Origin of the sequence: Sulfurimonas paralvinellae (genome assembly GCF_014905135.1) — a bacterium.
Lineage (GTDB): Bacteria > Campylobacterota > Campylobacteria > Campylobacterales > Sulfurimonadaceae > Sulfurimonas > Sulfurimonas paralvinellae.
Map to the genome: position 1 here is coordinate 1,837,541 of NZ_CP041406.1, position 25,652 is coordinate 1,863,192.

Genomic DNA, 25,652 nt, shown 5'->3' on the forward strand with positions numbered 1-25,652 from the left:
TTTTAATATTAAGGATAAAAATTGTCCTCTAATTTTTGGGAAATATTACTAGTTGATGACGATGAAAAATTTCATCAGATAGTAGCAGAAAGTTTTGATGAAATTTTCATAAACGATAAAAAAGTAAAAATGCTTCATGCCAGAAATGCACAAGAAGCAAAAAAAATTTTACAACAATATTCTGATATTGCCATTGCCTTTATAGATATTGCCATGCATACACCTGATGCCGGCTTAGACTTAGTAAACTACATAAGACAGACACTTTACAATAGTTCTATGCGAATTGTAATCATTAACAGTGATGATTCACCTGTACCCGCAAGTGATATTATAGCCCATTATGATATCAACGATTATAAAGACAGCCGATGCATAAAATCCCAAAGACTTTTTACAACTATTCGTACGGCTATTAAACAATACCAACAATTTAAAGACCTCAAAGACAAAAGAGATGAAATCTATAAAAAAATGACGACGAATGAAATCACCTCATTACCCAATAGAATGAAACTCAGCGAAAATCTTGACACTATCGGAGGGAAATCTCTTATCCTTATCAATATTGATGATTTTAGCCTTATTAATAATCACAACGGTTTTGAATTTGGTGATGAAGTTTTAAAATCTTTTGCCAAATTTCTCATTGAAAAATATTCCAGATATGCTGAAGTCTATCATTTAGAAGCAGATAAATTTGCTTTATTATGCCTGCAATCAGACACGAGTCATACGCAAGAAGAGAGTATATCAATAATTAAAGAAGATATATACAAACATGAATTTAATGTAAAAGATGTAAAATTTCACTTAACCGCAACACTTGGAGCTGTTTTAGATGAGCGAGGCAATATCATCCAAAAAGCTGAATTTGCATTAAAAGAAGCAAGGCTTTATGGTAAAAACAATGCAAAGAAATATAGTGATGACTTACAGATAGTAAGAACAATTCACTCAAATTCCATATGGACAGGTCGTATTCGAGAAGCTATTGCACACAACAACATACTAGCATACTTTCAACCCATACAAAATGCTAAAAATGGAAAAATAGAAAAATATGAAACCCTTGTCCGCTTAAAATATGAAAATGAAATATACTCTCCTTTTCATTTTTTAGATGCCGCGCTGTATAGCGGACAAATGTTTGAAATATTCAAAGTAATGTTAAGTGGAGCCTGCCAAAAAGCACAGACAACAGCTTCTGTTCTCAGTATTAATATAAGTGAATATGATTTAAAACATCCTAAATTTCTTCAAACCATTCATAAAACCATACAATCATATGACATTTCTTCTCAACAGATTGTTTTTGAAATTCTTGAAAATAATAGTATCTCAAGGGATAAAAACATACAAAATACACTCAATATCCTCCATCAAGATGGTTTCAACTTAGCTATAGATGATTTTGGAGCTGATTGTTCCAACTTTGCACAACTCAACAACTTACCAATCAATTTCATAAAGATAGACGGCCAGTTTATCAAAAATATTATTGAAGATAAAAATTCACAAATCGTGACAAAAACCATACTCGATTATGCTCATCAAAAAGGTATTCCTGTTGTCGCAGAGTTTGTTTGTTCAAAAGAGATCTATGAGTATGTCAAAGAGATAGGTGTAGATTTTCTACAAGGCTATTATATTTCCGAACCTAAACCCGAACTAATCTAACTTCATCACTTAATATATAACATATACAGCCTTCTACAGTACATCCAGTTATCTCTTCCACTGCTTACGGTGTTTGTCCTGAAAGTTCATGGCGCTTGTATAATCTATCAGGTTTAAAAAATTCTGCTACTCAATGACGGAAAACCGTCAGAAGTCCTTCTCAAACGACAAGAAAGTCAAAAGTTCTCGTTTGAAGGTGAACTGCTCGAGATAAAAAAGTCAATGTTATCTATATTGCCATTGTCACCATCGAGCAACAGCTCACAGAAGTTGTCCTCTCTAAAGACGAAGCAGCCAAACTCACAGTCGTTGTGATACAGTGACGCTTAGTATAAAAGCCTTTCAACCAACGCTATCTTCTTAGCTTCTTTTAATTCCATTATGTTATTATTTAACATTTCAAAATAAAAAGGATCTCTTTTGCAAAGAAAAAGCATATTGAGTGTACTCGGAATCGCGCTGATGTTGAGTGCCTGTGCAACTGTACAAAAAAGTGAAGAACATGAGGTGCCAAAAAGCTCTGCTGTTGTTAAGAGTAAGAGCATAGAAGCAAAAGAAGCCAACGCTGGCAAACCGACCGGAATCAAAAGAAAAGTGGCTATCGCCCGTTTTACAAATGAAACACGCTATGGACAGAGTTTTTTCATTGATAAAGACAACAACCGTATCGGAAAACAGGCAATGGATATTCTCTCTGCAAAACTGTTCCAGACAGGAAAGTTCATCATGCTTGAACGTGCTGATCTATCAAAGATAGATGATGAACTCAAGATGAAAGATCATAAAAAACTTGACAATGCCGCTGATTATATCATTCTGGGTTCCATCACGGAATTTGGACGTAAAGAGGTGAGTGATGTCGGTCTATTCAGCCGTGTTAAAAAACAGGAAGCCTTTGCCCGTGTGCATATCCGCATCGTCGATGTAAGCACCGGAGAGATCATCTACTCAGACGAAGGTAAAGGAACTGCTTTTAGTGAAGCAGGAAATGTAATGGGTGTCGGTGACAAAGCGGGATACGATTCACAACTCAACGATAAAGCCATTGATGCAGCCATTTCCGATCTTGCTTCAAATATCATCGAACATATGCTTGACAAACCATGGAGAGGCTACATTTTGGATTACCAAGACGGCAATCTCATCATTTCTGGCGGAAAAAGCCAAAACATCAAAGCAGGCGATAGATTTGATGTTTATGTACAAGGTAAAAAGGTCACAAACCCACAAACACATATGACCATAACCCTTCCGGGCAAAAAACTGGCAACAATAGAAGTAGTCACAACACTTGGAGACAGACCGGAAAATGAAGTTTCACTGACAAAGATAGTCAGCGGTAATTTAGACAGCTATATAAAATCGAAAGATTTTTCAAAGCTGTACATTGAAGTAGGAGCATCAAAATGAAGTACATCATTGCAATAATAGCGTTTATATCTCTTCTTGGCCTTAGTGGTTGCGGATACAAAGAGGGCGTACGTACAGCTGCAGCAAAATCACATCTCTATTTTACAGGCGACACCTCAAATGTTCTTGTATCGATCGATAATTCAGAAAAATTTCCTGTAAAAAGCGGTATAGACCATCTCTATAATGTCGCTCCGGGAAAACATTTGGTTCAGGTATACAGAGACGACAAACTCATTGTCAAAATAGAGATCTTCGTAAGTGACGGTGTATCCAAAGAGATAGAGGTAAGATAATAGATGCGCAAAAACAATCTTATTTTTCCAAGCATACTTTTTGCCGCCTTGTTTATGGCAGGATGCAGCTCACATAATCAGGCTCTATACAACTATGGCACATATAGTGAAAGTTACTACAGCGATGTGAAAGATCATACACACGAATCCCAGCTCGCCCTGCAAAAATCTATAGAAGATGCCATTCAAAATGCTCAGGACAGCACATCAGGAAGAGTAGCACCCGGTCTTTATGCAAATCTCGGTTACATCTACCTCAAAAAGGGACAAAGCAAACTCGCTGTTGAAAACTTCAAAAAAGAGAAAGTACTCTATCCGGAATCTGCGAAACTCATGGATATGCTCATCAAAAAAGTAGCAATGGCAGAGGAGGATAAAAATGAAAAATAGACTCACACTTTATACTCTGTTCCTGTTTTTAGTGGCTCTGTTAAGCGGTTGTGCAGGCACAACACCGACTACAAAAGGCTCGGCATTTCCGAAAATGTATGAAGAGCAGCCTCGCTCTATTCTCATACTGCCGCCAATGAATGAAAGTAGTGACGCAGAAGCGAAGTCTTATTATATGACAACTGTCGAGGTCCCTTTTGCACAGATGGGTTACTATGTTTTTCCTGTTGAAATGGTCAGTGATATCATGAAACAAGAGGGTGTATATGATACGGAACTTCTCTACAATATGCCGCTTGATAAATTTTATGAATACTTTGGTGCCGATGCGGTACTCTTTACCAAGATCAAGCAGTGGAAGGTCTCTTATGCCGTCATAGCATCATCACTAACCGTCTCCATCGAAGCTGTGTTAAAATCAACAAAGACAAATCAGGAATTATGGAGATATTATGATACAATCGTTGTCGATCTAAGCGGCGGTAACAGCGGCGGCGGTATCGGCGGGCTTATAGCCAGTGCTATTGCAACAGCTATCAACACTGCAGCTGCAGACTATGTAACCTATGCAAGAGTGGCAAATTCCCATATCGTTTTTGCCCTGCCTGCCGGACCTTACAGCCCTCTTTATATGCAGGATCAAAGCATTCAAATTACCGATAAAAGAGCGAAAGAGAAATAATCAAACGCCAACAATCTCTATGCTATCTTTTAGAAGATAGCATAGATACCCTTCAACCTCTGCATTCGTTATATTTCTCACAGCTTCTTTTATCAGGTCTAAAATTCCTAATGCTGTAGATGTTCGTTACGCTCAGTGGAGAGTAAAATAAGTAGGTGAGTGTATCTAACATACGTTAATATTGCGACAAAAAATCCTGCTACGCAATGAACCACTCTCTCTCCGCACTCAATGCTACCATGTGAACAAAACTTCAAAATAAATTACTTACACTTCACAAAAGTTTGGTACGATCATCATTATTGTCAGTCAAGATCTATCGGCTTCGCGTGTTATTATCTTGGATAACGGTAGTATAACTAAAGTAACACTCAGCACAAAAGTATTTACCCCTATTATCAGCTGATCTTTTTTATAATGAAATAGCTATAGTTTTGTTCACTCTCTTTTGGAGTGATATGTCTGTACGCTTCACTCTCAATAAGTTGTAGATTATTTGGCAACTCTTGTAAGATTTTTGTATCATCATATGCTTCTATGTCAAGTCCTGCACACTGTATCTCTCCATCCTTTGAAAATGTAGCAATGATAGCAATTGCATTTGGCTTGATCACTGATGAGAGCACTTCAAAATATTTTTGCCGTTCTTTTTTTGTCAGCAAGAAATGAAAAACTGCTCTGTCATGCCACAAATCAAATTTCTTTTGACTCTCAAAAGCGAGAATATCTTCACGCATATAAGTAACATGTTCACTTTTCACTCTTTTTTTAACAATATCGAGCGAAGCTTTGGACGTGTCTAATAATGTTATATCTTCATATCCAAGTTCCAAAAGCTTATCGACGAGTAGTGAAGCACCACATCCTGCGTCTATAACAGCATCCTCTTTTTTTGCATAGCTGCTGATAAGTTCAAGAGATTTTTGCGGAGATCTTTGGTGCCACAATACCTGCGTATAATCTTTGTTCTGGAAAATATTTTCCCAATGCTGTTGGCGCTTTATCTCTGCCGGTATTTTTGTTGCTTGAAACGTAGCACCCCTTGTCGTTTCTGCTGTTGTGTAATGTGTATGTCCCGTACACTCTACATCTTTAAACCCGGCTTTTTGCATAAGTTCTATAAGCTCATACTCACGCATAGTTCCAGCAACACAGTTTGCCCAATCCTCTTCACCGAAAGATGAACAGCATGAACTCTCTTGGACTGCACAACAAGTAGGTTCTGAAATATCTATCATATCTGCAAAATAGATTTTCCCCTCCGGCTTTAAGAGACGATATATCTCTGAAAAAACAGATTCTTTACATGAAGTAAGGTTGATCGCTCCATTTGAGATAACGACATCAACACTTTCATCCTCCAGCGGCACATTATCAAAACTGCTCTCTAAAATCTCGACATTATCAAAACCGACCATCTTCGCATGTTCGGATGCCGCTGCAACCATTTTCGGTGTTATATCAACACCATACACTTTTCCACTCTCTCCTGCATGCAGGCGAGCAACTAAAACATCAACTCCTGCACCACATCCAAGATCTAATATAGTATCCCCTTCAGATATTATTGCATTTTTAAAAGGATTGCCGACCGCTGCACAGTACTCCCAAACTTCTGATGGTGTGGCATCTATCCACGCTTGTTTGTACCCATGCGCTTTTGCATTCTCTAAACCTTTATCCCAACCAAAATCTTTTTCGGGGTTTTGCGCCAACTCTGTATATAGTTCGATTATTTGATTGTTGTCTGCCATTTTCGCTCCTTATTCTGCATTCATATCAAGCATATCAAAAAGATTTTGTGCTGATTGATATCCATAAGCTATTTCATCTTCAAGCACTTTACCATCTGCATCAATGATAACAAAAGCAGGCGGTCCGAAAACTTTAAGACTCTTTTTGATTGCATTGGCTTCTGCATCAGATTTATCTGTCATGTCAACCATAAGCGGGATATAACTCTCTCCCAGTATTTTTCTTATTTTTGAGTCTTTGAGTGTTGTATTTTTCAATTTTTCGCACACCTTGCAATGTTCGGCATGAAAGTAAATAACAATAGGTTTATGCTGAGTCAGTGCTTTAGCTTTCTCTGCATCAAACTCATTAAGATTTTTTATCTGTTCAAAAGGAAGGGCTGACTCTTTTTTTACCGATGTTGCAGTTACTGCACCTGTAATCATTCCTTGTTCATTTTTAAGTGGCAGCAACAGGTCGTTGTTGCCTCGTGCTCCTCCAACAAGTGTGATGATACCCCAGATAAACAATAGCACTGACACTATTTTTTTCAATTTCTGCCAGCCGCTTGAAACCTCTACACTTACATCTACAGCTCCCATATAAACAGCAATACCTGTGAAATAGATTCCCCATAATAAAAGCGATGGTATAAGTTGTAATTCTGAAAAGATACTAATAGCAACACCAATGAGAAGTATTCCAAAGAAATGTTTTACACCATCCATCCATGCACCTGCTTTTGGAAGCAGATAGCCGGCACCGACACCCATAAACATCAACGGCACACCCATACCAAGAGCAAGCGTAAACATTGTCTCTGCACCTAATAGCGGATTGCTTGTTGCAATAGAAACACTCAAAAACGAGATAAGCACAGGAGAGACACAAGCTCCTAAAATCAAGGCAGAGACAAGTCCAAGAAAAAAAACTGCAAAGAATTTTCCACCCTTAAGATTGTGTGTACTGCCTTCAAGTCGTGTCTGCAAAAAAGCAGGCATCTGAATTGTGAAAGCTCCAAACATTCCAAACGCCATGACAACAAAAACGAGACTCATTGTCCCGATTGCCCATGCATTTTGAAAATAGGACTGCAACTGTTCTCCCGTTGCACCGGCCAATGCACCCATGACGGCATAGGTAACAGCAGTTCCAAGTACATAAGCAAAAGAGAGCTGAAATGCCTTTGCTTTTGAGATTTTTTCACCTTCACCGGCTATAACACTTGAGAGAATAGGTATCATCGGCAAAACGCAAGGTGTAAAGGTCAGCAGTATTCCTGCAATAAAAGCGCCGCTTAAAATTGCCAACATTGCTTATTTTTCTTTATTAAGTACTACATTCCCAAGACCGGTTTTAACAGGATACCCTGCTTTCGCCCATCCTTTAAGCCCGCCTTTAAGTGTTGTTACATGTGTATAACCCATCTCTTTCATAACCTGTGCAGCCAACGCTCCACGCCCGCCTCTGCGGCAGTATGTCACCACGTATGCATCTTTATCCGGAATAATCTTGTTGATTTTCCATTCTAAATTACCACGTGTGACAGCACGGAAATTCTCTTTGTTAAAATCATCGAATGGGATGCTTCCCTCTGCATGCTGCTCTGTCTCACGCACATCAAGAACAAAGACATCTTCGCCATCATCGAGCATACTCTTTAACTTTTGGGGTGTTACCTCACCTACCTCTTTTTTTGCCTGGTTGATCAGATCCATCTTGCTTAAAGACTTCGCCATTACACTGCTTGATGCTACAAGTACTCCTACAATTAACAATTTTACTAGAGAATATCTCATTTTTCTATCCTTTTTTTTGATTTTCCATATACTAATGATAAAGTGTAAAATATATATAAAATAAATTTATGAATTTAGCAATTTAACTAAATAGATTTACAAGACTATACTATTATTACTTAATATAATGTTAATTGTCTAAATAACTAAGTAGATTTTAGCTATAATTCCGCATAGACAATAAAAAGGGCTCATATGTTAAATATGGATGATAAGATCAAGATTTTTAAAGCTTTGGGAAATGAAACAAGATTTAAAATTTTTAAAAATGTTTTTACAGGTGGTTATGCCTGTTCTATCGACAAAACACAACCGCAAGATGATATCATAGCCCAAGCGACTTGTGTCACAAGCATAGCAGAGAACTTCGACTTTGCCCTACCTACCATCTCCCGCCATCTCAAAGAGCTTAAAGATGCAAAGATTATCACTATGGTCAAGAAAAAAAACAAGATCTACATAGAGCCGAATATAGAGACAATCAATGAGATAGCAGACTGTTTTGCAACACTTATGAAAGAGTATGATGAACGCATGGGATACCAGTTTGACAATACAAAATAATCAAACTGCAACAATCTCTATGCTGTCTTCTAAAAGATAGCATAGATACCCTTCAACCTCTGCATTCGTTATATTTCTCACAGCTTCTTTATAATAGTTAACCTGCTTACGATGTTTATCTTGAAAGTTCATAGCACTTTTATAGTCTATAACAATGAAAGAGCCATCTTCTTTTTGTACCAGCAGATCAAGATAGCGCAGATTGTTTTTATAACGCAGCGCTTTTTCTTTATAGTATCTGCCCTCTTTTATCAGGTTTAAAAATTCCGAATGCTGCAGCAGTCTCTCTACCCGCATGCAGATATCATCTATCTCTTTAGGTGTCAAGATAAAGCCGTATTTGTTAAGCAGCATATTTTTGGCATCTGCGATTGCATCGAGAGAGAATGCCGGTATCATCTCGAGCATATAGTGGAGTGCCAGACCAAAGTTAATGGCTTGCAGATCCTCTTCGCCTTCATTTTCCAATGCCAAGATCTCGCTCTGTGTTCCATAGTAAAGATTTTCATAAGGCAGTTTTTTTGTTTTGCGTTCATGGCGTTGTTCCTGCTGCTCGACTTTCAAACTGCCAAAACTGCCGACTTCCAGATCCAGTAGCTCAAAACTTGAGTGTTCACTCTTTTTAATGACAAATAGATGCTCTTTAGCACGCGTAAAAGCGACATACAGAGCATTGAGGCTGTCCTCACGCACTAGGGCTTTCTCTTTTGCCAAAGCATTTGCATAGGCAGTGTCAATAGTATCACGGCCTGCAGTTCGCAGATAGACATTCTGCAATATAATGCCGTCATATTCATAGATGATACTATCACGTGAGGCAGGTGCACGTTTAAGTCTGTCCATGACAATGACATGCTTATACTCAAGCCCTTTTGATTTATGCACAGTAAGTACACGCACACCGCTCAAGTCAGATGCCGCGGCACTCACATCAAGACGTTCATACTCGAAGATAAGCGCGTCGATATCTTCATACTTCGCAACCGCATCCAAAAAGCGTATAATATGAAAATCATCGCTGAAAAGTCCATACCTCTCAATGCACTGCTTGATGATATCAAAGAGTTTGATGCGTGTGACATCCAGCTTTGGCAGAGGCATGCTCTTTTGATCTATAAGAGCAAAGAAGTTGTGTCTGTAGATATCTTCCTCAAAGTAAAGATATTTCAAATACTCAAGGATTGCTTTGACGCTGCGTTGGTTGATCAGTTTTGTCGTTGTCTCGGTAACGACCTCTATCGCTCTGTTTTGCAACAGATTCTTGATCTCTTCACCGTCACCGTTCGTTGCACAAAGAATGGCAATATCATTGAGAGCTGCCCCCAAAGATATCAAACGCTCAACCTGCGTGAGCGTCGCTTCTAATAACTCATCATTTTCTATTACTTCCACATAACCGCCATCCGCTTCTTTGCGTGAGAGCTGTGGCGAGTAATTCGTTATTTTCTCTTCAAAGACTCTGTTGACAAACTCTATGACCTCTCTTTGCGATCGGTAGTTTGTCAACAGTTTTTTTACCTCTGTGTGATTCTCACGTGCAACTTCACCAAAGAGCGCCGAAACCCCGCCGCGAAATCTGTAGATAGACTGCTTCACATCGCCCACGAAGAAGAAACTGCCCGACTCAAAGACTCCCTGACCGGAGACTATCTCTGAGATCAGCGGTTTTAATATCTTGTACTGCATTATGCTGGTATCTTGAAACTCATCGAGCAGCATATGCTCTATTGTTGCATCAAGACGGAAGTAAAGAAATTCACTGTCATCTAAACGATGTAAGATAGTGTAAACAAGCTGTGTAACATCGGAAAAACCGAGTTCACTCTCCTCTTGATAGAGCGCTTTTTTTGCTTTTTTATAGATACTTGTAAGCTCACGCAGACCATAAAAGAAATTCTGCTCTTTGGCTCTGTTATAAGCACGCAGAGCATCTTGAATAGTATGAAGTGCACTGTCCATCTCCGGTGTATAACACTTTTTGAAGACCCAGTACTCAAGCGTCTCTTTCCCAATCCAGCTTTTTGAGCGCAGTACATCAAAACTATCTGCTTCCACCGCTTTTAGCAGTGTCGCCGAAGCACCCTTGCAGTTCTTGACAATATTTTGCAGCTGCGTGAGCGCTTGAAGCGCCTGATCTTCATACTCTTTCAATGAAGATTTTTGAAAGCTGATACTGCCGAACTCCTCTTCTTTTTCATAGAACTCATTGAGCAGTTGAAAAATATCGCTGACGCGCTTGTTTGACTCCAGTGCAAGTGCCACAAGCAGCTCTTTCTTTCCTGCAACACTCACCTCTTTTAAAAATCGTGAGAGCAGTTTTATCTCATGCTGTGAGGCATAAGTTGTAAAGTCAGGCATCAATCCAACATACAAAGAGAACTTTCGCAGTATCTGCGTAAAAAAACTGTCTATCGTCATGATCTTTGTATGCGCATTTAAAAATGATGTCAAGACCTTGGCTCTTTGCGTGAGGATCTTTTCTTTACTCATACCACTCTCTTTGATGATCTCATCAAGTTCACCACGCGTCTCAAGATGCTCGAGTGTCTCGACGATTCGCTCACTCATTTCTGATGCGGCTTTGTTGGTAAATGTAAGGGCAAGTATCTTCGAGGCATCTGCGCCTTGAAAGAGCAGTGTAAGATAGCGAACAACCAGCATAAAGGTCTTACCGCTGCCCGCACTCGCTTCATAGGCAAGATTTTTCACAAATGCCATCACGCTCTCCCGCACATCAGTGCAAATTCACAATACTGACACATTTTTGCATCTTCCGTCTTCTCAAAATTCACCTCTTCGACCTGCAGCAGATCCGCTATGTGTGACCTTAGTATCTCCAGCTTTTGCTCAAGGAAAAGTTCTTCAACCACTCTGCCCTCTTTAAGATCATAAAAGGCACAGCTGTTCACATTCCCAAGTCCACCCGCAAGTATATGGTAGAACTCAAGTTGAAAATCTGTTGCTTCTGTAAAGTTATTTTTATTGTAAAGCGTGAAAGAGCCTGTTTTATAATCAAGCACATCCACAAGATTCTCTTTTTTATCCACTCTGTCTATCTGCCCCTGCAGTGTCATGCCTGCATAGGGTGCCTGAAAACTTTTCTCTACACTGTGAACACGCCAGCCTTCTTTAAAGCGTTTCACCTCATTGAGACAAAAACGCTCCAGCCTTTTTTTCTGTATTGCCATAAGATATTTCTCAAGCTCACTTTTGCCGGTTACGTTTTCAAGCTCTCTTTCAAGGTCATGCTGCAGCTCTCGTACATCATCATAGTGATCTTTTTTGGCATACAGCTGCTCAAGCGCTTTATGAACATCCGTTCCTATTGCATGTTCCTGCGGCATATCACGCGGAATCTCATGGGCGTTGATATGCTTCACATAATGGTAATAATACTTTCGCTTACAGCTCAGATATGTTTTAAGCCGTGAATTTGAGAGTGCAATATTCTTAAAACTGTACGGCTCTATTATCTCAGGCTCATAGAGAGCTTTTTTTGAACTCCTTGCAAAAAGTATCTCTGCATAATTGATCTCATCATAGCTGTTCTTTGTTGTAATGCCCAGCTCTTTTAAAAAACGCGAAGGATGATTTTGCTCCGAAGAGACATAGGAGATAGCCACCTCTTTGGAGCGCGACATTAACATCTCGTAGTAATGTTTTTGCAGATTTTCCCGCTCCTGCATTGTCGGCAAGCCTGCCATCTCACGCAGCTTTGTATTTAAGAACATATCTTTATTGCTGCGTTTTGGAACATTGTCATCATCAAAATCAATAATGATAACAGCATCAAAGGCAATACTCCGTGTCTCCAAGACACCCATAACCGTCACCTTGCCGCCACGGACATCATCAATGCTGCGTGAGCCTAAACGCTGCATAAAAAGAGATAAAACAGAACGTACGTTCATATGCTGCAAATATGGCAGAATCTTTACAAAACTGTGCAGTTCTTCATAAAATATCTTTGCCTCAGTTTTACTTGCTATGCTCTCTTGAACCTTTTGCATCAGCACCGTAAAATCTACGTCCACAATATTTTTTCTATAGACATCATAAAAGAGTTGATAGTATGTATCACCATAATGATTCAGCCTGCTGCTGTTTTCACAGGTAGCATCATCAAGATATAAAAACGCAGCATGGAGATTTTTATATATCTGACTCTCTTTAAAGCTCGCCCCCATTGCAAAGTTAAAGTTTGATTTCTCATCAAAGCTCTGTATGCTTTTTGCAGTATGCTCATTTGGCAAAATCACAGCAATCTTTTCAGGGTCGTAACCTTTAGAGACAAATTCATAGAGCTTTTGTTTGATGAACGCTACCTGCAAGATCCCTTCACTAAAACTCTCACAGCTTATCTCTGAGTTTTTTGAAAGTGATTCTTTTTGAAGAACTTCTATTTCGTTCAGATGAAGCAGGTAGTGATGTCCCGGCATAATTTCAAAGCCAAGTTCACGCAGTTTATTCTGCATTTTCATATTAAATCGGGTTGCAGTGAAGCGAATCTTAATCTCACTATACAGTGTTGCTTTTTGTAAAAGTTCAAGTTCAAAATTTGTCAGATAACCCTCTAAAACTATTTCGACAGATCTGTAGTTTTTAAGATATGGGGCATTGAAAGTGTAGTGCTTTGACAGAAAGATCCGATCAAGCAGTTTTTTCTCATCACACAATTTTTCATAACGTCTGTAGAGTTCCTGCAGGATTGTTATGTGCTCTTCATATTCACCATAGAGATCGGCACTACTGAGGTTTTCTATCTCAAATAGCTCTGCACTGAGCTCTTCAAAAAATTTAAAGATATACGAGCTGTTTTTTGTAAAAGTAAAGAAGTTCCTCTCGATTTGCAGGTTGGAAAAGTTTTGAAAGTCTGAAGCTTCTAACAAAAGAAGTGTTCGAGTGTCTTCATCCAAAAATGTATACCCTTCAACAAGAGTAAGTTTTGCAATGAAGTCACTCATCATAATGAAGTTTGGCAGAAACAGTGTATCTAATTCTACTGCTAATTGCTTATGCCTAATGGCACGAGCAGAGGGAAGAACTATGAGCTCATCATCCATAGTTTAGTATTGCGAAGCTTCCTGAATACTTCTGTCATTTTTGATTCGTGTATCGGTTTTTATTGCATAAAATCTGCTTTTATCACCTGCATCCACTTTGAGCATTAGATTCCAAACACCTGTTTTTGGAAATTTCACATCATGAAAAACATACAGATTTTCTTCAAATTTTGGATTATCAAATTTTTTAGTGTATGTTTCAACTTCCGGGCGGCTGATCTCTAAAACCATCTTTGCACCCTCAACCGCTTTACCGTCTTTTGTAGTAAGTGCGTATTTAACATCACAGCCATTCTCTTTGATCTGCTCTGTAACGTATTTTAATCTATACTCTTTATCAAAAGCTATTCTTGACTTTATCAGTTTATTTGCATTTGCATCTGCATCCTGATAATTTGTCATATAGGCATCACTTGGCTGGATATCAGCTTTACTTGTCTCTATAATCGTCCAAGCGCCTAAACCGACAACACCTGTAATAGCCAATGCAATTGCAAACGGCCATAGCTTACCACTCTTAATTATGCTCATTCTGATGCCTCTTTTTATAAATTCTTCTTTTTATATACATTATAGTACCATATAAAACAAAACCATAGAAAAACAACTTCACATAAAAAAGAGAGGACTGATTGGCCGTACTGTCATACTCTTCGCCAAGTTTAACGCCTTTAGCTTTTGCAATCTGCTGTGCAATGTCCAAATAGCCGTTAAACATGGCTGCAGAGTATTTTGCAAGTTTCTCTTTTGGTTTCTTTGCCTTTTCTCCAAGCAGAGGGAGTATGGTTCCATCTACATTAGTCATCATACTTTTAAATTCATCCCAGCTTTTAGCATAGAATACTCCCATCATAAAAGCTTGTACGTATGATGTCACAGGGCTGAGTACCTGTTTCTTATTAAAATATTTATATAAAGAGCTATCGTTTGCTTCTATATCAATCTGTTGATTCAATTCTGAAAAGGTTAACAAGATAGTCGGTTCATTCATAGTTTTCAAAATCTGATTTTCATACTGATACATATTCATGCCATCAGGAAGTTTTTTAAGCATTACAAGACGTAGAGCAATACCTGTTTTTTCATACAAAATAGTACCGAGAGTGTTTATCTCTTGTGTAAATTTTGCATTGTGTATTAGTTCATCTTTATATAAATATTCTGTAGCTAGTAATGGTGAGTGAATAAATAGTGTAAGGACGAGGGCATAAAGCCCTCTAGTTAAAGCTTTCAATAAACTTCTACCCAACGTAAAGATGGTTAGGAGTTACAACAGCCCAAAGAGTATACGCGGCCATTATTACAAGGCCCCAAGAAATAATTTTTTCCATTCTAAACTCCTTATTTCACATCAACTACGTGTTTGTAGCTTTCTGTATCAATTCTTTTGATTGATTTTTCATCTTTTATCTTATAAAAGTTTTCAGCTTGAGCATGTTGTACACTTACTGCATTAACACTTAAAAAAGCCAGTATGCTAAGTAATAAAACAGTCGCTATCAACATTCCTGTAACACCATCTAGAGCGAAAACACTTCTATTTTCATTCATGTTACTCTCCTTTGCTTAAGCTCATTACATATGCTGCAATAGCTTCTTTTTGTTTAGGGTTTAGTCTATCCATTGCTGGCATTTTACCAATAGCACCAACTTTACCGTTATCTAAAACATTAACGATTAGTTTTTGATTCCAATCAGCGATATCAGGAGCAACGTATTCCATACCTTTACCATCAGGACCGTGACAAGAAGAACATACATTAGCAAATACTTTTGCTCCTGCACTGTTTGCATCTTTTAATCCACCGGCAACGTATTTTGCTACATCATCAATCTCTTTATCAGTAATCAATGCACCAGTTGCGGCATTGAAAAGACCGTTACGATCCGGCATTGGCATTTCAGTACCTAAAAGCTTGTTGTTTGAACCGTGGTTGACAACATACTTAACGCTTTTTTCAGAAATTCTTCTGTTTAAATCTGCTGCGTCAACTTCATTGTTTCCATCAGCATTCAGACCGTGACAGTTCACACACTCAACAAGGTAAACTGACTCACCCATATTGACAAGCTGCTCACCTTTGATATTTGCATATTTTTTTGCAAATTCTGCGTCTTTTTCTTTTACTTCTTCATTGTATTGACCAATTTGAGAAAAAGCATTTACCGGATAACCGATTGTAAAATACCACATACCCCAAATAATCGTACCTAAGAACATAACTGCCCAACCAAAAGGTACCGGGTTTTTATATTCACCTATGTTGTCCCATGTTTCATCTGCCAATTCACCAGTAGCCTGATCGACTTGCATTTGACGTACATACTTGATTACAACAAATATTGTAATGATTACAAGTGCAACTGCACCTGCGATTGCAAGCATATTGACGATATCACCATTAAGACCACCTTTTTGGTATCCAACTGTCGCATATGTTGCACCCAACATTGCCGCAGTAATGATAATTCCCCAAAGATAAAGCTTATTCATATATCTCTCCTATTTTTCTTTATCACGTGACACAGGCTTTACCGGAGCATCGCCTATATCATCTTTCAGTGCCATATTGCTATAGTGCTCATAATCAACTCCGGTAGCATCTTTCTTCTTTGTGTAGAGATGATAGACATACGCATATGTAACCACCACCAAAAACACTACTAAAAAGAAGTACGCATACGCTGCAAATTCATTAAAGTCCACTATCTTGCACCTTTCCTATTTAAGACTGTTTAAATATGCAATAAGTGCAACGATTTCTGGAATTTCACCACGTGCAACTGCATCTTTTACGTCTTGATCTTTCATTTTTGCTGTAATCTCTTTTGCTTCTTTCAATGCCATAGCATGAGCTTCTGCAACAGATTTCGCCATTGGAACCACTGTAGTAGACCCGTCTTTCATAGGAACAGGTTTATTATATGGTACACCAAAGAACTGTGCATTTGTCAACTGTGTTGCATATGCAGTATCAATATCTGCTTTATTCGTAAACATCCATGGATAACCAGGCATAATACTTGAAGGCATTACAGACTTAGGATCTTTCATGTGGTTTTCATGCCACTCAGTAGTTCTGTAGTTTCCTACACGGTGAAGATCCGGACCAGTTCTTTTAGAACCCCAAAGGAATGGTCTGTCATATGCATACTCACCACTTAAAGAGTAGTGACCGTAACGGTCAGTTTCAGCTTTAAACGGACGAATTAACTGTGAGTGACATGCATTACAGCTGTTTTTAATATATACATCACGACCAGCCTGCTCTAACAAAGTTACCGGTTTAGTACCGATTACTGGGCGAGAAGCCTGTGCGAAGTTTGGCACGATTTCAATCAAACCGGCAAAAGCAATTGTTACGAAGACACCTACCGCGAATAAGAACGGATGTTTTTCTAACCAATGAAACATAATATAATCCTCCCTTTCTTAAGCGCCCATAGGCGAAGCATTTTGAAGCTCAGACTCTTCAACAGGACGAGCAGACATAGTTTTATAAATGTTGTAAGCAAACATAAAGAAACCAACTAGATATAACAATCCACCTGTACCACGTAGTGCATAGTAAGGGTGTAGTACATCAACAGTATCCATAAATGAGTAAGCCAAGTTACCAAACTCATCATGCGCACGCCACATCATACCTTGTGTGATACCTGCGATCCACATAGAAGTAAAGTATAAAACGATACCTAATGTCTGAATCCAGAATTGTGCAGCCATAAGACCTTTTGAGTATAACTCACGTTTAAATACACGTGGTGCCATATGGTAAAGCGCAGCAATGATCATGAATCCAACCCAACCAAGAGTACCATCATGAACGTGACCAACGATCCAGTCAGTAAAGTGAGCAATAGCATTTACAGATTTGATAGCTTGGATAGGACCTTCCAATGTTGAGAACATATAGAAAGTGGAAGCAAGCACCATAAACTTAATGAGTGGAGATGCCGCAACTTGTTGCCATTCACCCTTCATTGTAAGAAGCATATTGATCGCTGAACCCCAAGATGGCAAGATAAGGATTACTGAGAAGATAGAACCCATAGTCTGCATCCAGTCTGGAACAGTAGAATAAAGAAGGTGGTGACCACCAGCCCAAAGATATACAAACATTAGACCCCAGAATGCAAGTAAAGACAATTTATATGAATAAATCGCTTGACCAGATTCTTTTGGTAAAAAGTAGTAAATCATAGCAATAATAGGCACTGTAAATACGAATGCAACCGCATTGTGTCCATACCACCATTGTACAAGCGCATCATTTGTACCTGCATACATAGAAATAGAGTGATACCATGCACCAATACCTGTTTCACCTGCAGCTGAAGATGCCAACATTGTAGGTATTTCCATATTGTTAAACAGGTAAAGCATAGCAACACCTAAGAATGTAGCAATATAATACCAGATAGAAATATATAAAGACTTCTCACGACGAATACCGATAAGACCGAATATACTGACACCCCAAAGTACCCATACCACAACGATAGCGATATCAATAGGCCATTCGAATTCTGCATACTCTTTTGAAGTTGTAATACCCATAAATAGTGAAACTACAACAGCAGTTACACCTAAAATATAAAGCCAAAAATGTAATTTTCCAATAAACATCAAAAACTTAGATTCTGCCATAGATACTTTTAGTACCCTTTGACCAACATAATACCAAGTGGCCCAAATACCACTTAACGTAAAACCAAATGCAACTGCATCAGTGTGCAATGGACGAAGACGACTAAAGTTTGTGTACTCTGCAAGACCGCTTCCTAGAACTGTATTTAGTCCTGGAAAAGCAAGTTCAAATGCAATAAATACACCGATACTCATACCAACAATCCCTAAAATAATTGTTGTTAGCATAAACATCTTTGCAACCGTATAGTCGTACTCTAATGGACGATTCTCCATATATAGCCTCCTTAAGATTCAAAGCAATTAAGTCTCATAAGTGCACAATCACACTTATCAAACTAATCAACACTTGTATATTAGCAATCTATATGTTTAAATAATCTTAATCTTGACCTAAATCAAGGAATTTATTATGTTTTTGTTTAGTTTTGGAATTTTATTTTTTGTTAAGAATAAAAAGAGAGTTTTTTCGCCAATAAGCAACGCTTGTATGGTTGCCTATTATCGTTTTACAAGAGAGAGAAATTCACCAAAGATATAACGGCTCTCTTTTGGACCCGGAGAAGCTTCCGGGTGATGCTGTACAGAAAAAATCGGTTCATCATTATATTTCAAACCTTCGATAGTGTTATCGAAAAGATTTTTATGTGTCACCTCTACAATTTCCGTGATATTATCAGGAACATTGTAGTTGTGGTTTTGTGCTGTGATCTCTACTAATCCTGTTTTTTCATTTTTAACAGGATGATTACCACCATGGTGGCCGAACTTTAGTTTAAAAGTATCGTATCCATGTGAGATCGAAAGCAGCTGATGACCTAAACAGATACCGAACATCGGCACTTTTGCAGCAATAAGTTTTTTAATCTCTTCCTGTTCTTTTTTTAAAACAAGCGGATCACCAGGACCGTTTGACAAAAAGACACCATCAATTAACTTGCTATTATACTTCTCTATCAAATCTTCTGCAATGAAGTCATTTGGAATCACTTCTACCTCAATGCCGGCTGCAACAAGTTCATTTAAAATATTACGTTTAACACCAAAATCAATTGCTACAATTTTTGCTTCTGCTTTTGGCGGTTCATCATACTTAAACTCACGATAATTGTAAGTACTTGAATTATGTTTATAAGCCTCTTTCGTACTTACTTTTTCGATATAGTTTACATCTTCTATGCGCGGTGAGTTTTCAAGGATCTTTTTTAACTCCTCTTTATCACTCACTTCCGTCGAGGCAACCATCATCATGGAACCTTCAGAACGAAGCATCTTTGTCAAAAAACGCGTATCGATATCACAAATGCCCATAACATCAAATTTTTTCAAAAAGTCATGCAGTGAATCCTCTGCTCTAAAGTTCGAGTATCTTTCCTGATAACGTCTAACGATCATCCCTTTTGCGTGAGCAGCTTGTGATTCCATATCTTCATCATTCACACCGACATTCCCGATCTCAGGCATTGTAAAAGTAACAAACTGCCCTGCATAAGAAGGGTCACTCATGATTTCCTGATATCCTGTCATAGAAGTGTTAAATACGATCTCACCAACTTCCGTCTTCTCGGCACCAAAACTGTTTGCTTCCAAAAAAGTACCGTTTTCCAAATATATCCAAGCTTTTTTCAGTGACTGCATGTTTACTCCATTCCCCGCTTCATCAATTCTTCGCGGTAAAGTTTTTCATGTAAAATTTCAAACTCATCCGTTCCAGGAATAAATTTTCTTTTATATGAACGGATCTTGTCCATAACAGCATCTTCGATCTCAGAAGTATCTGCTAAAAATGACGTAATAGCATTATAGATAATATTTTTTATACGATTTTCAGTTACATCAAAATGGATGAGATCTTCTTCATACAATTCATCCAAAATTTTATGTGCAATGTCAGAAAAACGCTCTTCATAATCCAAAATAACATCGTACTGAGGTGCTAACTTTTTCTTGATCATAAAGAAGAGTTGACGCTCATCGGCAAGCATAAATTCTATCTCCTCTTCATTCTCTTCAAGGTAATCATTTACCTTCTCTTCAAGTGCCATCTCTTTTTTAATATTCTCTTCGAAAATCTTTTGTGCTTCTGCTGCAACAGGCTCTAAGCCTTTGGTCATAGTAACAACGCCGCTTTTATTGAGATCAATTGCAATTTTGTTGGAAATATGGGGAATAGTTTTGAGTGATACTTTCATGATGGCGACCCTACTTATTAATTAAATTCAGACATTTTACAATAAGTTAGGTAAAAATCTTATTAGAGCAAAATTATTGTGCGAGAAGCTGTGTCAACTGTGAGGCTTTTTGCGGATCCATTTTCGTTAAGATCTTTCCAACAACTTTCGGCTTGAGTGATTGTAAGATTGCCGCTGCTTCATCTACTTTCATATTGGAGAGAACATTAGCAGCAGCGCCGGCTTTCATTTTGGAAAATGTCTGCGCGATCTTATTCATCTTCGTACTTTTAAGCTCGGCAAGTATTTTTTTGTTCTCAGCAAGCATTTTTTTTACAGAAGCCTCTTTGTCAGATATCTCCTGAAGTTTTGCATTGACCTGCTCTTCTTGCAGATCCAGCTTCGCTTTTTTCTTCTTCAAAAGCTCTTCTGTTGCAGTTTTAAGTGCATTGAGCGACTGCTTTTGCTCATCTATCCGCTCCAGTTCTACAAGCAGTTCACTCTTTCTCTCTTTGAATATCTCTGTACACTCAAAAAGTTTATCACTTGTCTGTAAGGCAAATAAAAAGGAGTGTGTCAAAAAAAGCAGTAATAAAAATCGCATTAGGAAGCCTGTCTCATCTTTATTTTTTTACCGTGCGTCATCAGAGCCACTTCATCGAGATCTTTTGCTTCTTGAAGTTTCTGTGCTTTGAGCACTTTTTCTATCTCTTGAAGTTCAAGATATTTGAACTTCTCATACTCTATCATATCGTGTTTGAGCTGTTCTTTGGCATCTGCGACCTCTTTTTGAGCATACGTTACCCACTTTTCATTATACTCGATCAGTGATCTTTGTGCATCAAGCAGACTTCTGTTTGCTAAGAATTCAGCCATACTGCCTTCTTTTGGTAGAGTGATTTCATCAAGAGCCATGAGAGACTCCTGCAGAGCATTTTTTGCATTTTGGAGATTTTTGTTCGCCTGCTGCAAAACCCGTTCACTTTTTTGCAGCATATTCTTTTTGATAGTAACCAACGAACTAAAACGGGTCTTCATCTGTTGTAGCGTCCTTAATCTAGAGGATTATTGTGTCATCTCTCTCAGGTGATGTAGAAATTATACCAACTTTTGTCTGACTTATCTCTTGAATAAGTTTAACATAATCTTGAGCACTTTGCGGCAGATCTTCAAATTTTCGAGCACCAACAGAGCCGTTCCACCCTTTAAAAGTTTTATAAATCGGTTTTACATTCTCTAAATCTACAGGAACATAATCGATCTCTTTACCGTTATATTCATAGGCGACACATACTTTAACCTCATCAAACCCGTCAAGAACATCAAGCTTCATAAGTGCAAGTTCATCACAGCCGTTAAGGCGGCTTGCGTAGCGTGTAGCTACAGCATCGAACCAACCACAGCGACGCGCACGTCCTGTCGTTGTTCCAAATTCATGTCCCTGCTCACCAAGACGCTTTCCATCTTCGCCCATATCTTCTGAAGGAAATGGTCCGTTTCCTACACGCGTACAGTAAGCTTTGACGATCCCTGTCACCTTACCGATATCTTTTGGATTGATTCCAAGTCCTGTACAGGCACCGGCACTGACAGTTGAACTTGAAGTTACATAAGGATAAGTCCCATGATCAATATCAAGCATCGTTCCCTGTGCACCTTCTAGTAAAACGCGTTTACCTTCGGAGTCAAGTGCACGCCATACCATCTGCGTAGTGTCTGTGATAAAAGGAGCCAACTTTTCCTTATAAGCGTTCAATTCTGCCAACAGCTCTTCTTTTTTCGGAGCATGAAGATCCATAACGTCAAAGATAGGCTTGTTCTGTGCAAAATAATCCAAAATAGTCTGACATAGCTTTTCTGTGTTTAAAAGTTCACCAACACGATGTCCGATACGGTTGATCTTATCCGAATAAGCAGGCCCGATTCCCTTTCCTGTCGTACCGATGGCTTTATCACCTTTGAGGCGCTCTTTTGCCTGATCGATCATAGCATGATAGGAAAGATTAAGATGTGCTTTATCAGATATGAACAGACGACCTTCAAGACCTTCAAACTGTTCCATCTCTTTAATGATGGAACTTGGAGAGAGAACGACCCCGTTACCAACAACATTGATTGCTTTTGGATTGAGCACACCCGATGGGATAAGGTGCAATGCATACTTGACGCCGTCAACCCAAATAGTGTGTCCCGCATTATGCCCGCCTTGAGAACGGCAGACCATATCATACTCCAATGCAAGTTTATCGACTATTTTCCCTTTACCTTCATCACCCCACTGGATGCCCACGATTACATCAGCTCTATTTCTACTCATAATTTATTTTTCCTCTTTTTGACATGCTTCGCATAAAGCATCTGTATATATTGCAAATCCTACAGAAGTAAGCTCTTCATTCTTGTAACGTCCGCCTCTTGCATAGACTTCATTATCAACGATACAACGGAAGTACAGCTCATCATAATAAAGCATTTTTGCATAGTACATAGGTGCAAGCACTGCATTGTCACACTTCATCTCACTGCAGAGTTCTTTCATTTTCAGAAGTTCATCTGCTATCTCTTTTGGCGCACTCGCTATAACATCATCCACCTGTTCCACATGCTGCAAATAAACAAGTTTTGTCAGCCACTCTTCGCCGATATTAATGAATTTATCAATATTGATATGTCGAAAATCATCGATTGTAAGTTCTGAAAACATTCCACTAAGCAGTTGCGGAATTTTCATATTTGATATCTGAATCAGAGGTTTCACCTCAAGTCTTTCAAATATCTCCACAGCAATGTTCATAACGCTGGAGAGTTTTTTCTCCCCCATAAACTCTACGCCGACCTGATACTGTTCCGTTGTCGGAAATGTAAATACAGGCTGAATATAGAACCATTTTTTCTGCTCTGTATTACGACCAAGGCGTTTTTCAATGATGCGCACGACATCGATCGTCGAGTCTGCACGCAGTGAAAGTGAATGATTTTTTTCGTCATTTATGCGAATCAACTCTTTTTCATCGGCAATGGATCTGTGCTGATGGTACGAAAAGACAGGGGTAACGATCTCTTCATAACCGTTTGCATCGAGTACTTCGCTCGCCGTATTTTCGATTCGACGTTTTAACTTGGCACTCTCACCAAAGTACAACTTCGAACCGTTTGGAATTTCATGTTCAAGTATCATCTATATCTCTTTTTTTTCTAACGCTGTTTTAAAGTATGTTTCATTGTAAACTTTTGAAGCAAGACCAGAATACTCCAAGCGTCCCATACGATGTAAAATAAGTTCGATCGCATTGACAACCCAGATAGACTCATATGGCTCGATAAGTCCCATTTGGTTGATTCTGAAGATCTTACCTTTTAAATGGTCCTGTCCGCCCGCAACATTCACGCCATATTCTTCTTTGAGAGCTGAACGTATCTTTGAAGCATCTTTGTCATCAATTGTCGTCATACTTTTTGCAGGAACTTTTGGATAACTATGCAGACCTATCGCTTCAAGTGCGGCACGGGTCGCTTTTGCACGGCGCGCAGTATTGCAGTAAAGAACACCGAAACCGCCTTGTTTTTCAATTGTCTCAAGAACTTCCAAAAGACCAATGACCAATGTCGTTGCAGCTGTATAAGCTGTTGTATTTTGACGTTGCTTTTTAATCTCTGAAGCAAGATTGAAGTAGTATCCCGTACCTGAGCCGATCTTCTCGATCGCCGCATTTGAAAGACCTAAAATAGCAAGTCCCGGTGGCAGCATAAGTGCTTTTTGGCTTCCTGCGATCAGACAGTCGATATGAGAAACATCGATACGCTCAACGCCGACAGCCGTAATACCGTCAGCGATAATCATAATTTCAGGATTGATCTCTTTAACAGCTTTTGCCAGCTCTTCTACAGGATGGCGCAGGCCGCCTGCCGATTCACTGATCTGTACCGCTATGGCATCGATATCACTGTTTGCTTTGACAGCTTCAACAACTGCTTCAACACTTACAGGTGTATCCCACTCATTTTTTATCTCAACGTTTTTCAGTCCGTGTGCTGTTGCGATCTTGCCAAAACGCTCACCGAACTTTCCGGAGTTTACATTTAAAAGTGTGTTTTTACAAAGATTTATTACAGCTGCTTCCATAGCTCCTGTTCCGCTTGAAGCGATCATAACGACTTCATCGGTAGCGAAAAGTTCAAAAAGATGTTTTCGTGTCTTTTCAAAGATAGCTTCAAATTCCGGTGTACGGTGATGCATTGTCTCTTCAGCCATTGCATTTCTAACATTTTGTGGTACCGGTGTCGGTCCAGGAGTAAAAAGTAACATTGTGATTCCTATTGTTGCCTAATTTAATGTTTAATTTTAAAAAAACCTCGTATTATATCGAAATATGTTTAAATTTAAGTTTTAAGGCAAAAGATGACAATTTTTGATTCACTGATTTTAGGAAGTATAGAAGGCTTTACAGAGTTTCTGCCAATCTCCTCGACAGGGCATCTTATTGTCGCTTCAAAATTTCTCGGCATCGATCAGACAAGCGTGACCAAAGCCTATGAAGTCATCATCCAGTTCGCTGCGATTTTAGCGGTCGTACTCAATTACAGAGAAAAATTTACGCTTCAAAAAATAGAACTTTGGAAAAAGCTCATTTTGGCCTTTATCCCCATTGGCGCTGTTGGATTTTTATTTTCCCATCAAATAAAAGAGCTTTTTAGCGTTACCATTGTCGCTGTTATGTTCATTGTCGGCGGTATCGTTTTTTTGCTTGTTGAAAAATTTTACATTCCAAACGAGAAAAAGCTTATCGATGATGTCGAGAACGTCACCTACAAACAGGCTTTGTGGATCGGTATTGCTCAGATATTCGCTCTTGTTCCGGGAACAAGCCGTGCGGGATCGAGCATCATAGGAGCACTTCTTGTCGGTCTCTCACGCAAGGCAAGTGCCGAATTTAGCTTCCTGCTCGCTTTTCCTGTTATGTCTGCTGTCACCGGTTATGATCTGCTCAAACATTACCATGAGTTTTCTAGTGCCAATCTTGAAAACCTCTTCATCGGTTTTGTTGTCGCATTTTTCGTTGCCTATCTGACTATCAAACTTTTCTTGAAATTTCTGGAAAAATTCACCTTTGTAGCCTTTGGTATCTATCGTATTTTATTTGGCATATTACTTTTAACATTATTTAACTAGCATATTTTTTAACATTGGAATAGTTCTTGCTTTTCTTTTAGC

The 25,652-nt window shown here is 38.7% G+C and carries 26 protein-coding genes; 7 read left to right on the plus strand and 19 right to left on the minus strand.

The annotated features are described in order from the left end of the window. Positions 1-21 precede the first annotated feature (21 nt). From FM071_RS09440 to FM071_RS09460, 5 genes are all read left to right on the plus strand, one after another. On the plus strand, positions 22-1,680 hold the full coding sequence (locus tag FM071_RS09440; protein ID WP_193110752.1) for an EAL domain-containing response regulator: 1,659 nt from the start codon (positions 22-24) through the stop codon (positions 1,678-1,680). A gap of 420 nt (positions 1,681-2,100) precedes the next feature. Further along, positions 2,101-3,090: a CsgG/HfaB family protein gene (locus tag FM071_RS09445; RefSeq protein WP_226960527.1), complete on the plus strand. Its 990-nt coding sequence runs from the start codon at positions 2,101-2,103 to the stop codon at positions 3,088-3,090. Further along, on the plus strand, positions 3,087-3,386 hold the full coding sequence (locus FM071_RS09450) for a lipoprotein (RefSeq protein WP_193110753.1): 300 nt from the start codon (positions 3,087-3,089) through the stop codon (positions 3,384-3,386). Before FM071_RS09445 ends, FM071_RS09450 begins: the two co-directional genes overlap by 4 nt. Before the next feature lie 3 nt (positions 3,387-3,389). Further along, complete coding sequence (locus FM071_RS09455) at positions 3,390-3,776, plus strand: DUF4810 domain-containing protein (RefSeq protein ID WP_193110754.1); 387 nt, start codon at positions 3,390-3,392, stop codon at positions 3,774-3,776. Then, positions 3,766-4,458, plus strand: coding sequence for a GNA1162 family protein (locus FM071_RS09460; protein WP_193110755.1), 693 nt, complete (start codon positions 3,766-3,768; stop codon positions 4,456-4,458). Before FM071_RS09455 ends, FM071_RS09460 begins: the two co-directional genes overlap by 11 nt. A 398-nt stretch (positions 4,459-4,856) precedes the next feature. Here FM071_RS09460 and FM071_RS09465 read toward each other — a convergent pair whose 3' ends face one another. From FM071_RS09465 to FM071_RS09475, 3 genes are read right to left on the minus strand one after another with little or no spacing between them, the layout of a single operon-like run. Continuing rightward, positions 4,857-6,212, minus strand: a complete 1,356-nt coding sequence (locus FM071_RS09465; RefSeq protein ID WP_193110756.1) for a class I SAM-dependent methyltransferase — start codon at positions 6,210-6,212, stop codon at positions 4,857-4,859. Positions 6,213-6,221: 9 nt separating this feature from the next. After that, a complete protein-coding gene (locus tag FM071_RS09470; protein ID WP_193110757.1) occupies positions 6,222-7,505 on the minus strand; it encodes a protein-disulfide reductase DsbD family protein in 1,284 nt (427 codons plus the stop codon). Between the two features lie 3 nt (positions 7,506-7,508). Then, positions 7,509-7,991: a rhodanese-like domain-containing protein gene (locus FM071_RS09475; RefSeq protein ID WP_193110758.1), complete on the minus strand. Its 483-nt coding sequence runs from the start codon at positions 7,989-7,991 to the stop codon at positions 7,509-7,511. Between the two features lie 195 nt (positions 7,992-8,186). Between FM071_RS09475 and FM071_RS09480 the strand changes: the two genes are divergently transcribed. After that, positions 8,187-8,555, plus strand: a complete 369-nt coding sequence (locus tag FM071_RS09480; RefSeq protein WP_193110759.1) for an ArsR/SmtB family transcription factor — start codon at positions 8,187-8,189, stop codon at positions 8,553-8,555. On the opposite strand, the gene FM071_RS09485 is transcribed toward FM071_RS09480, so the two are convergent. The 16 genes from FM071_RS09485 to FM071_RS09560 form a co-directional block, all read right to left on the minus strand. Continuing rightward, positions 8,556-11,273 (minus strand): RecB-like helicase, encoded by a 2,718-nt coding sequence (locus FM071_RS09485; RefSeq protein WP_193110760.1) that lies wholly within the window; start codon positions 11,271-11,273, stop codon positions 8,556-8,558. It lies immediately after the preceding gene. Next, positions 11,273-13,618: a PD-(D/E)XK nuclease family protein gene (locus FM071_RS09490; RefSeq protein ID WP_193110761.1), complete on the minus strand. Its 2,346-nt coding sequence runs from the start codon at positions 13,616-13,618 to the stop codon at positions 11,273-11,275. The genes FM071_RS09485 and FM071_RS09490 overlap by 1 nt, the downstream gene beginning before the upstream one ends. A gap of 3 nt (positions 13,619-13,621) precedes the next feature. After that, positions 13,622-14,149 carry a FixH family protein gene (locus tag FM071_RS09495; protein ID WP_193110762.1) on the minus strand — a complete coding sequence of 176 codons (528 nt, stop codon included), beginning with the start codon at positions 14,147-14,149 and terminating at the stop codon, positions 13,622-13,624. Further along, on the minus strand, positions 14,136-14,852 hold the full coding sequence (locus FM071_RS09500; RefSeq protein ID WP_193110763.1) for a 3-dehydroquinate dehydratase: 717 nt from the start codon (positions 14,850-14,852) through the stop codon (positions 14,136-14,138). Before FM071_RS09500 ends, FM071_RS09495 begins: the two co-directional genes overlap by 14 nt. A 107-nt stretch (positions 14,853-14,959) precedes the next feature. Further along, on the minus strand, positions 14,960-15,169 hold the full coding sequence (locus FM071_RS09505) for a DUF4006 family protein (protein WP_193110764.1): 210 nt from the start codon (positions 15,167-15,169) through the stop codon (positions 14,960-14,962). Between the two features lies 1 nt (position 15,170). Beyond that, on the minus strand, positions 15,171-16,112 hold the full coding sequence (locus FM071_RS09510; protein WP_193110765.1) for a c-type cytochrome: 942 nt from the start codon (positions 16,110-16,112) through the stop codon (positions 15,171-15,173). Between the two features lie 9 nt (positions 16,113-16,121). Further along, complete coding sequence (locus FM071_RS09515) at positions 16,122-16,325, minus strand: cytochrome c oxidase, cbb3-type, CcoQ subunit (RefSeq protein ID WP_193110766.1); 204 nt, start codon at positions 16,323-16,325, stop codon at positions 16,122-16,124. A 15-nt stretch (positions 16,326-16,340) separates the two neighbouring features. Beyond that, the gene (gene ccoO / locus FM071_RS09520; RefSeq protein ID WP_193110767.1) at positions 16,341-17,033 is read right to left on the minus strand and encodes a cytochrome-c oxidase, cbb3-type subunit II; all 693 of its coding nucleotides are present in this window, start codon (positions 17,031-17,033) and stop codon (positions 16,341-16,343) included. A gap of 18 nt (positions 17,034-17,051) precedes the next feature. Continuing rightward, positions 17,052-18,545, minus strand: a complete 1,494-nt coding sequence (ccoN, locus tag FM071_RS09525; protein ID WP_193110768.1) for a cytochrome-c oxidase, cbb3-type subunit I — start codon at positions 18,543-18,545, stop codon at positions 17,052-17,054. Between the two features lie 225 nt (positions 18,546-18,770). After that, positions 18,771-19,898: a glutamine-hydrolyzing carbamoyl-phosphate synthase small subunit gene (gene carA / locus FM071_RS09530; protein WP_193112072.1), complete on the minus strand. Its 1,128-nt coding sequence runs from the start codon at positions 19,896-19,898 to the stop codon at positions 18,771-18,773. Between the two features lie 11 nt (positions 19,899-19,909). Continuing rightward, on the minus strand, positions 19,910-20,461 hold the full coding sequence (locus FM071_RS09535; protein WP_193110769.1) for a DUF507 family protein: 552 nt from the start codon (positions 20,459-20,461) through the stop codon (positions 19,910-19,912). A gap of 73 nt (positions 20,462-20,534) precedes the next feature. Then, the gene (locus FM071_RS09540) at positions 20,535-21,044 is read right to left on the minus strand and encodes a MotE family protein (RefSeq protein WP_193110770.1); all 510 of its coding nucleotides are present in this window, start codon (positions 21,042-21,044) and stop codon (positions 20,535-20,537) included. Further along, positions 21,044-21,478 carry a flagellar export protein FliJ gene (locus FM071_RS09545; protein WP_193110771.1) on the minus strand — a complete coding sequence of 145 codons (435 nt, stop codon included), beginning with the start codon at positions 21,476-21,478 and terminating at the stop codon, positions 21,044-21,046. Before FM071_RS09545 ends, FM071_RS09540 begins: the two co-directional genes overlap by 1 nt. Positions 21,479-21,497: 19 nt before the next feature. Then, positions 21,498-22,757 carry an adenylosuccinate synthase gene (locus FM071_RS09550; protein WP_193110772.1) on the minus strand — a complete coding sequence of 420 codons (1,260 nt, stop codon included), beginning with the start codon at positions 22,755-22,757 and terminating at the stop codon, positions 21,498-21,500. Between the two features lie 3 nt (positions 22,758-22,760). Further along, positions 22,761-23,618 (minus strand): ATP phosphoribosyltransferase regulatory subunit, encoded by an 858-nt coding sequence (locus FM071_RS09555; protein ID WP_193110773.1) that lies wholly within the window; start codon positions 23,616-23,618, stop codon positions 22,761-22,763. Beyond that, a complete protein-coding gene (locus FM071_RS09560) occupies positions 23,619-24,746 on the minus strand; it encodes a pyridoxal-phosphate-dependent aminotransferase family protein (RefSeq protein WP_193110774.1) in 1,128 nt (375 codons plus the stop codon). A 93-nt stretch (positions 24,747-24,839) separates the two neighbouring features. On the opposite strand from FM071_RS09560, the gene FM071_RS09565 reads away from it, so the two are divergent. Then, positions 24,840-25,610 (plus strand): undecaprenyl-diphosphate phosphatase, encoded by a 771-nt coding sequence (locus tag FM071_RS09565; protein ID WP_193110775.1) that lies wholly within the window; start codon positions 24,840-24,842, stop codon positions 25,608-25,610. Positions 25,611-25,652 lie beyond the last annotated feature (42 nt).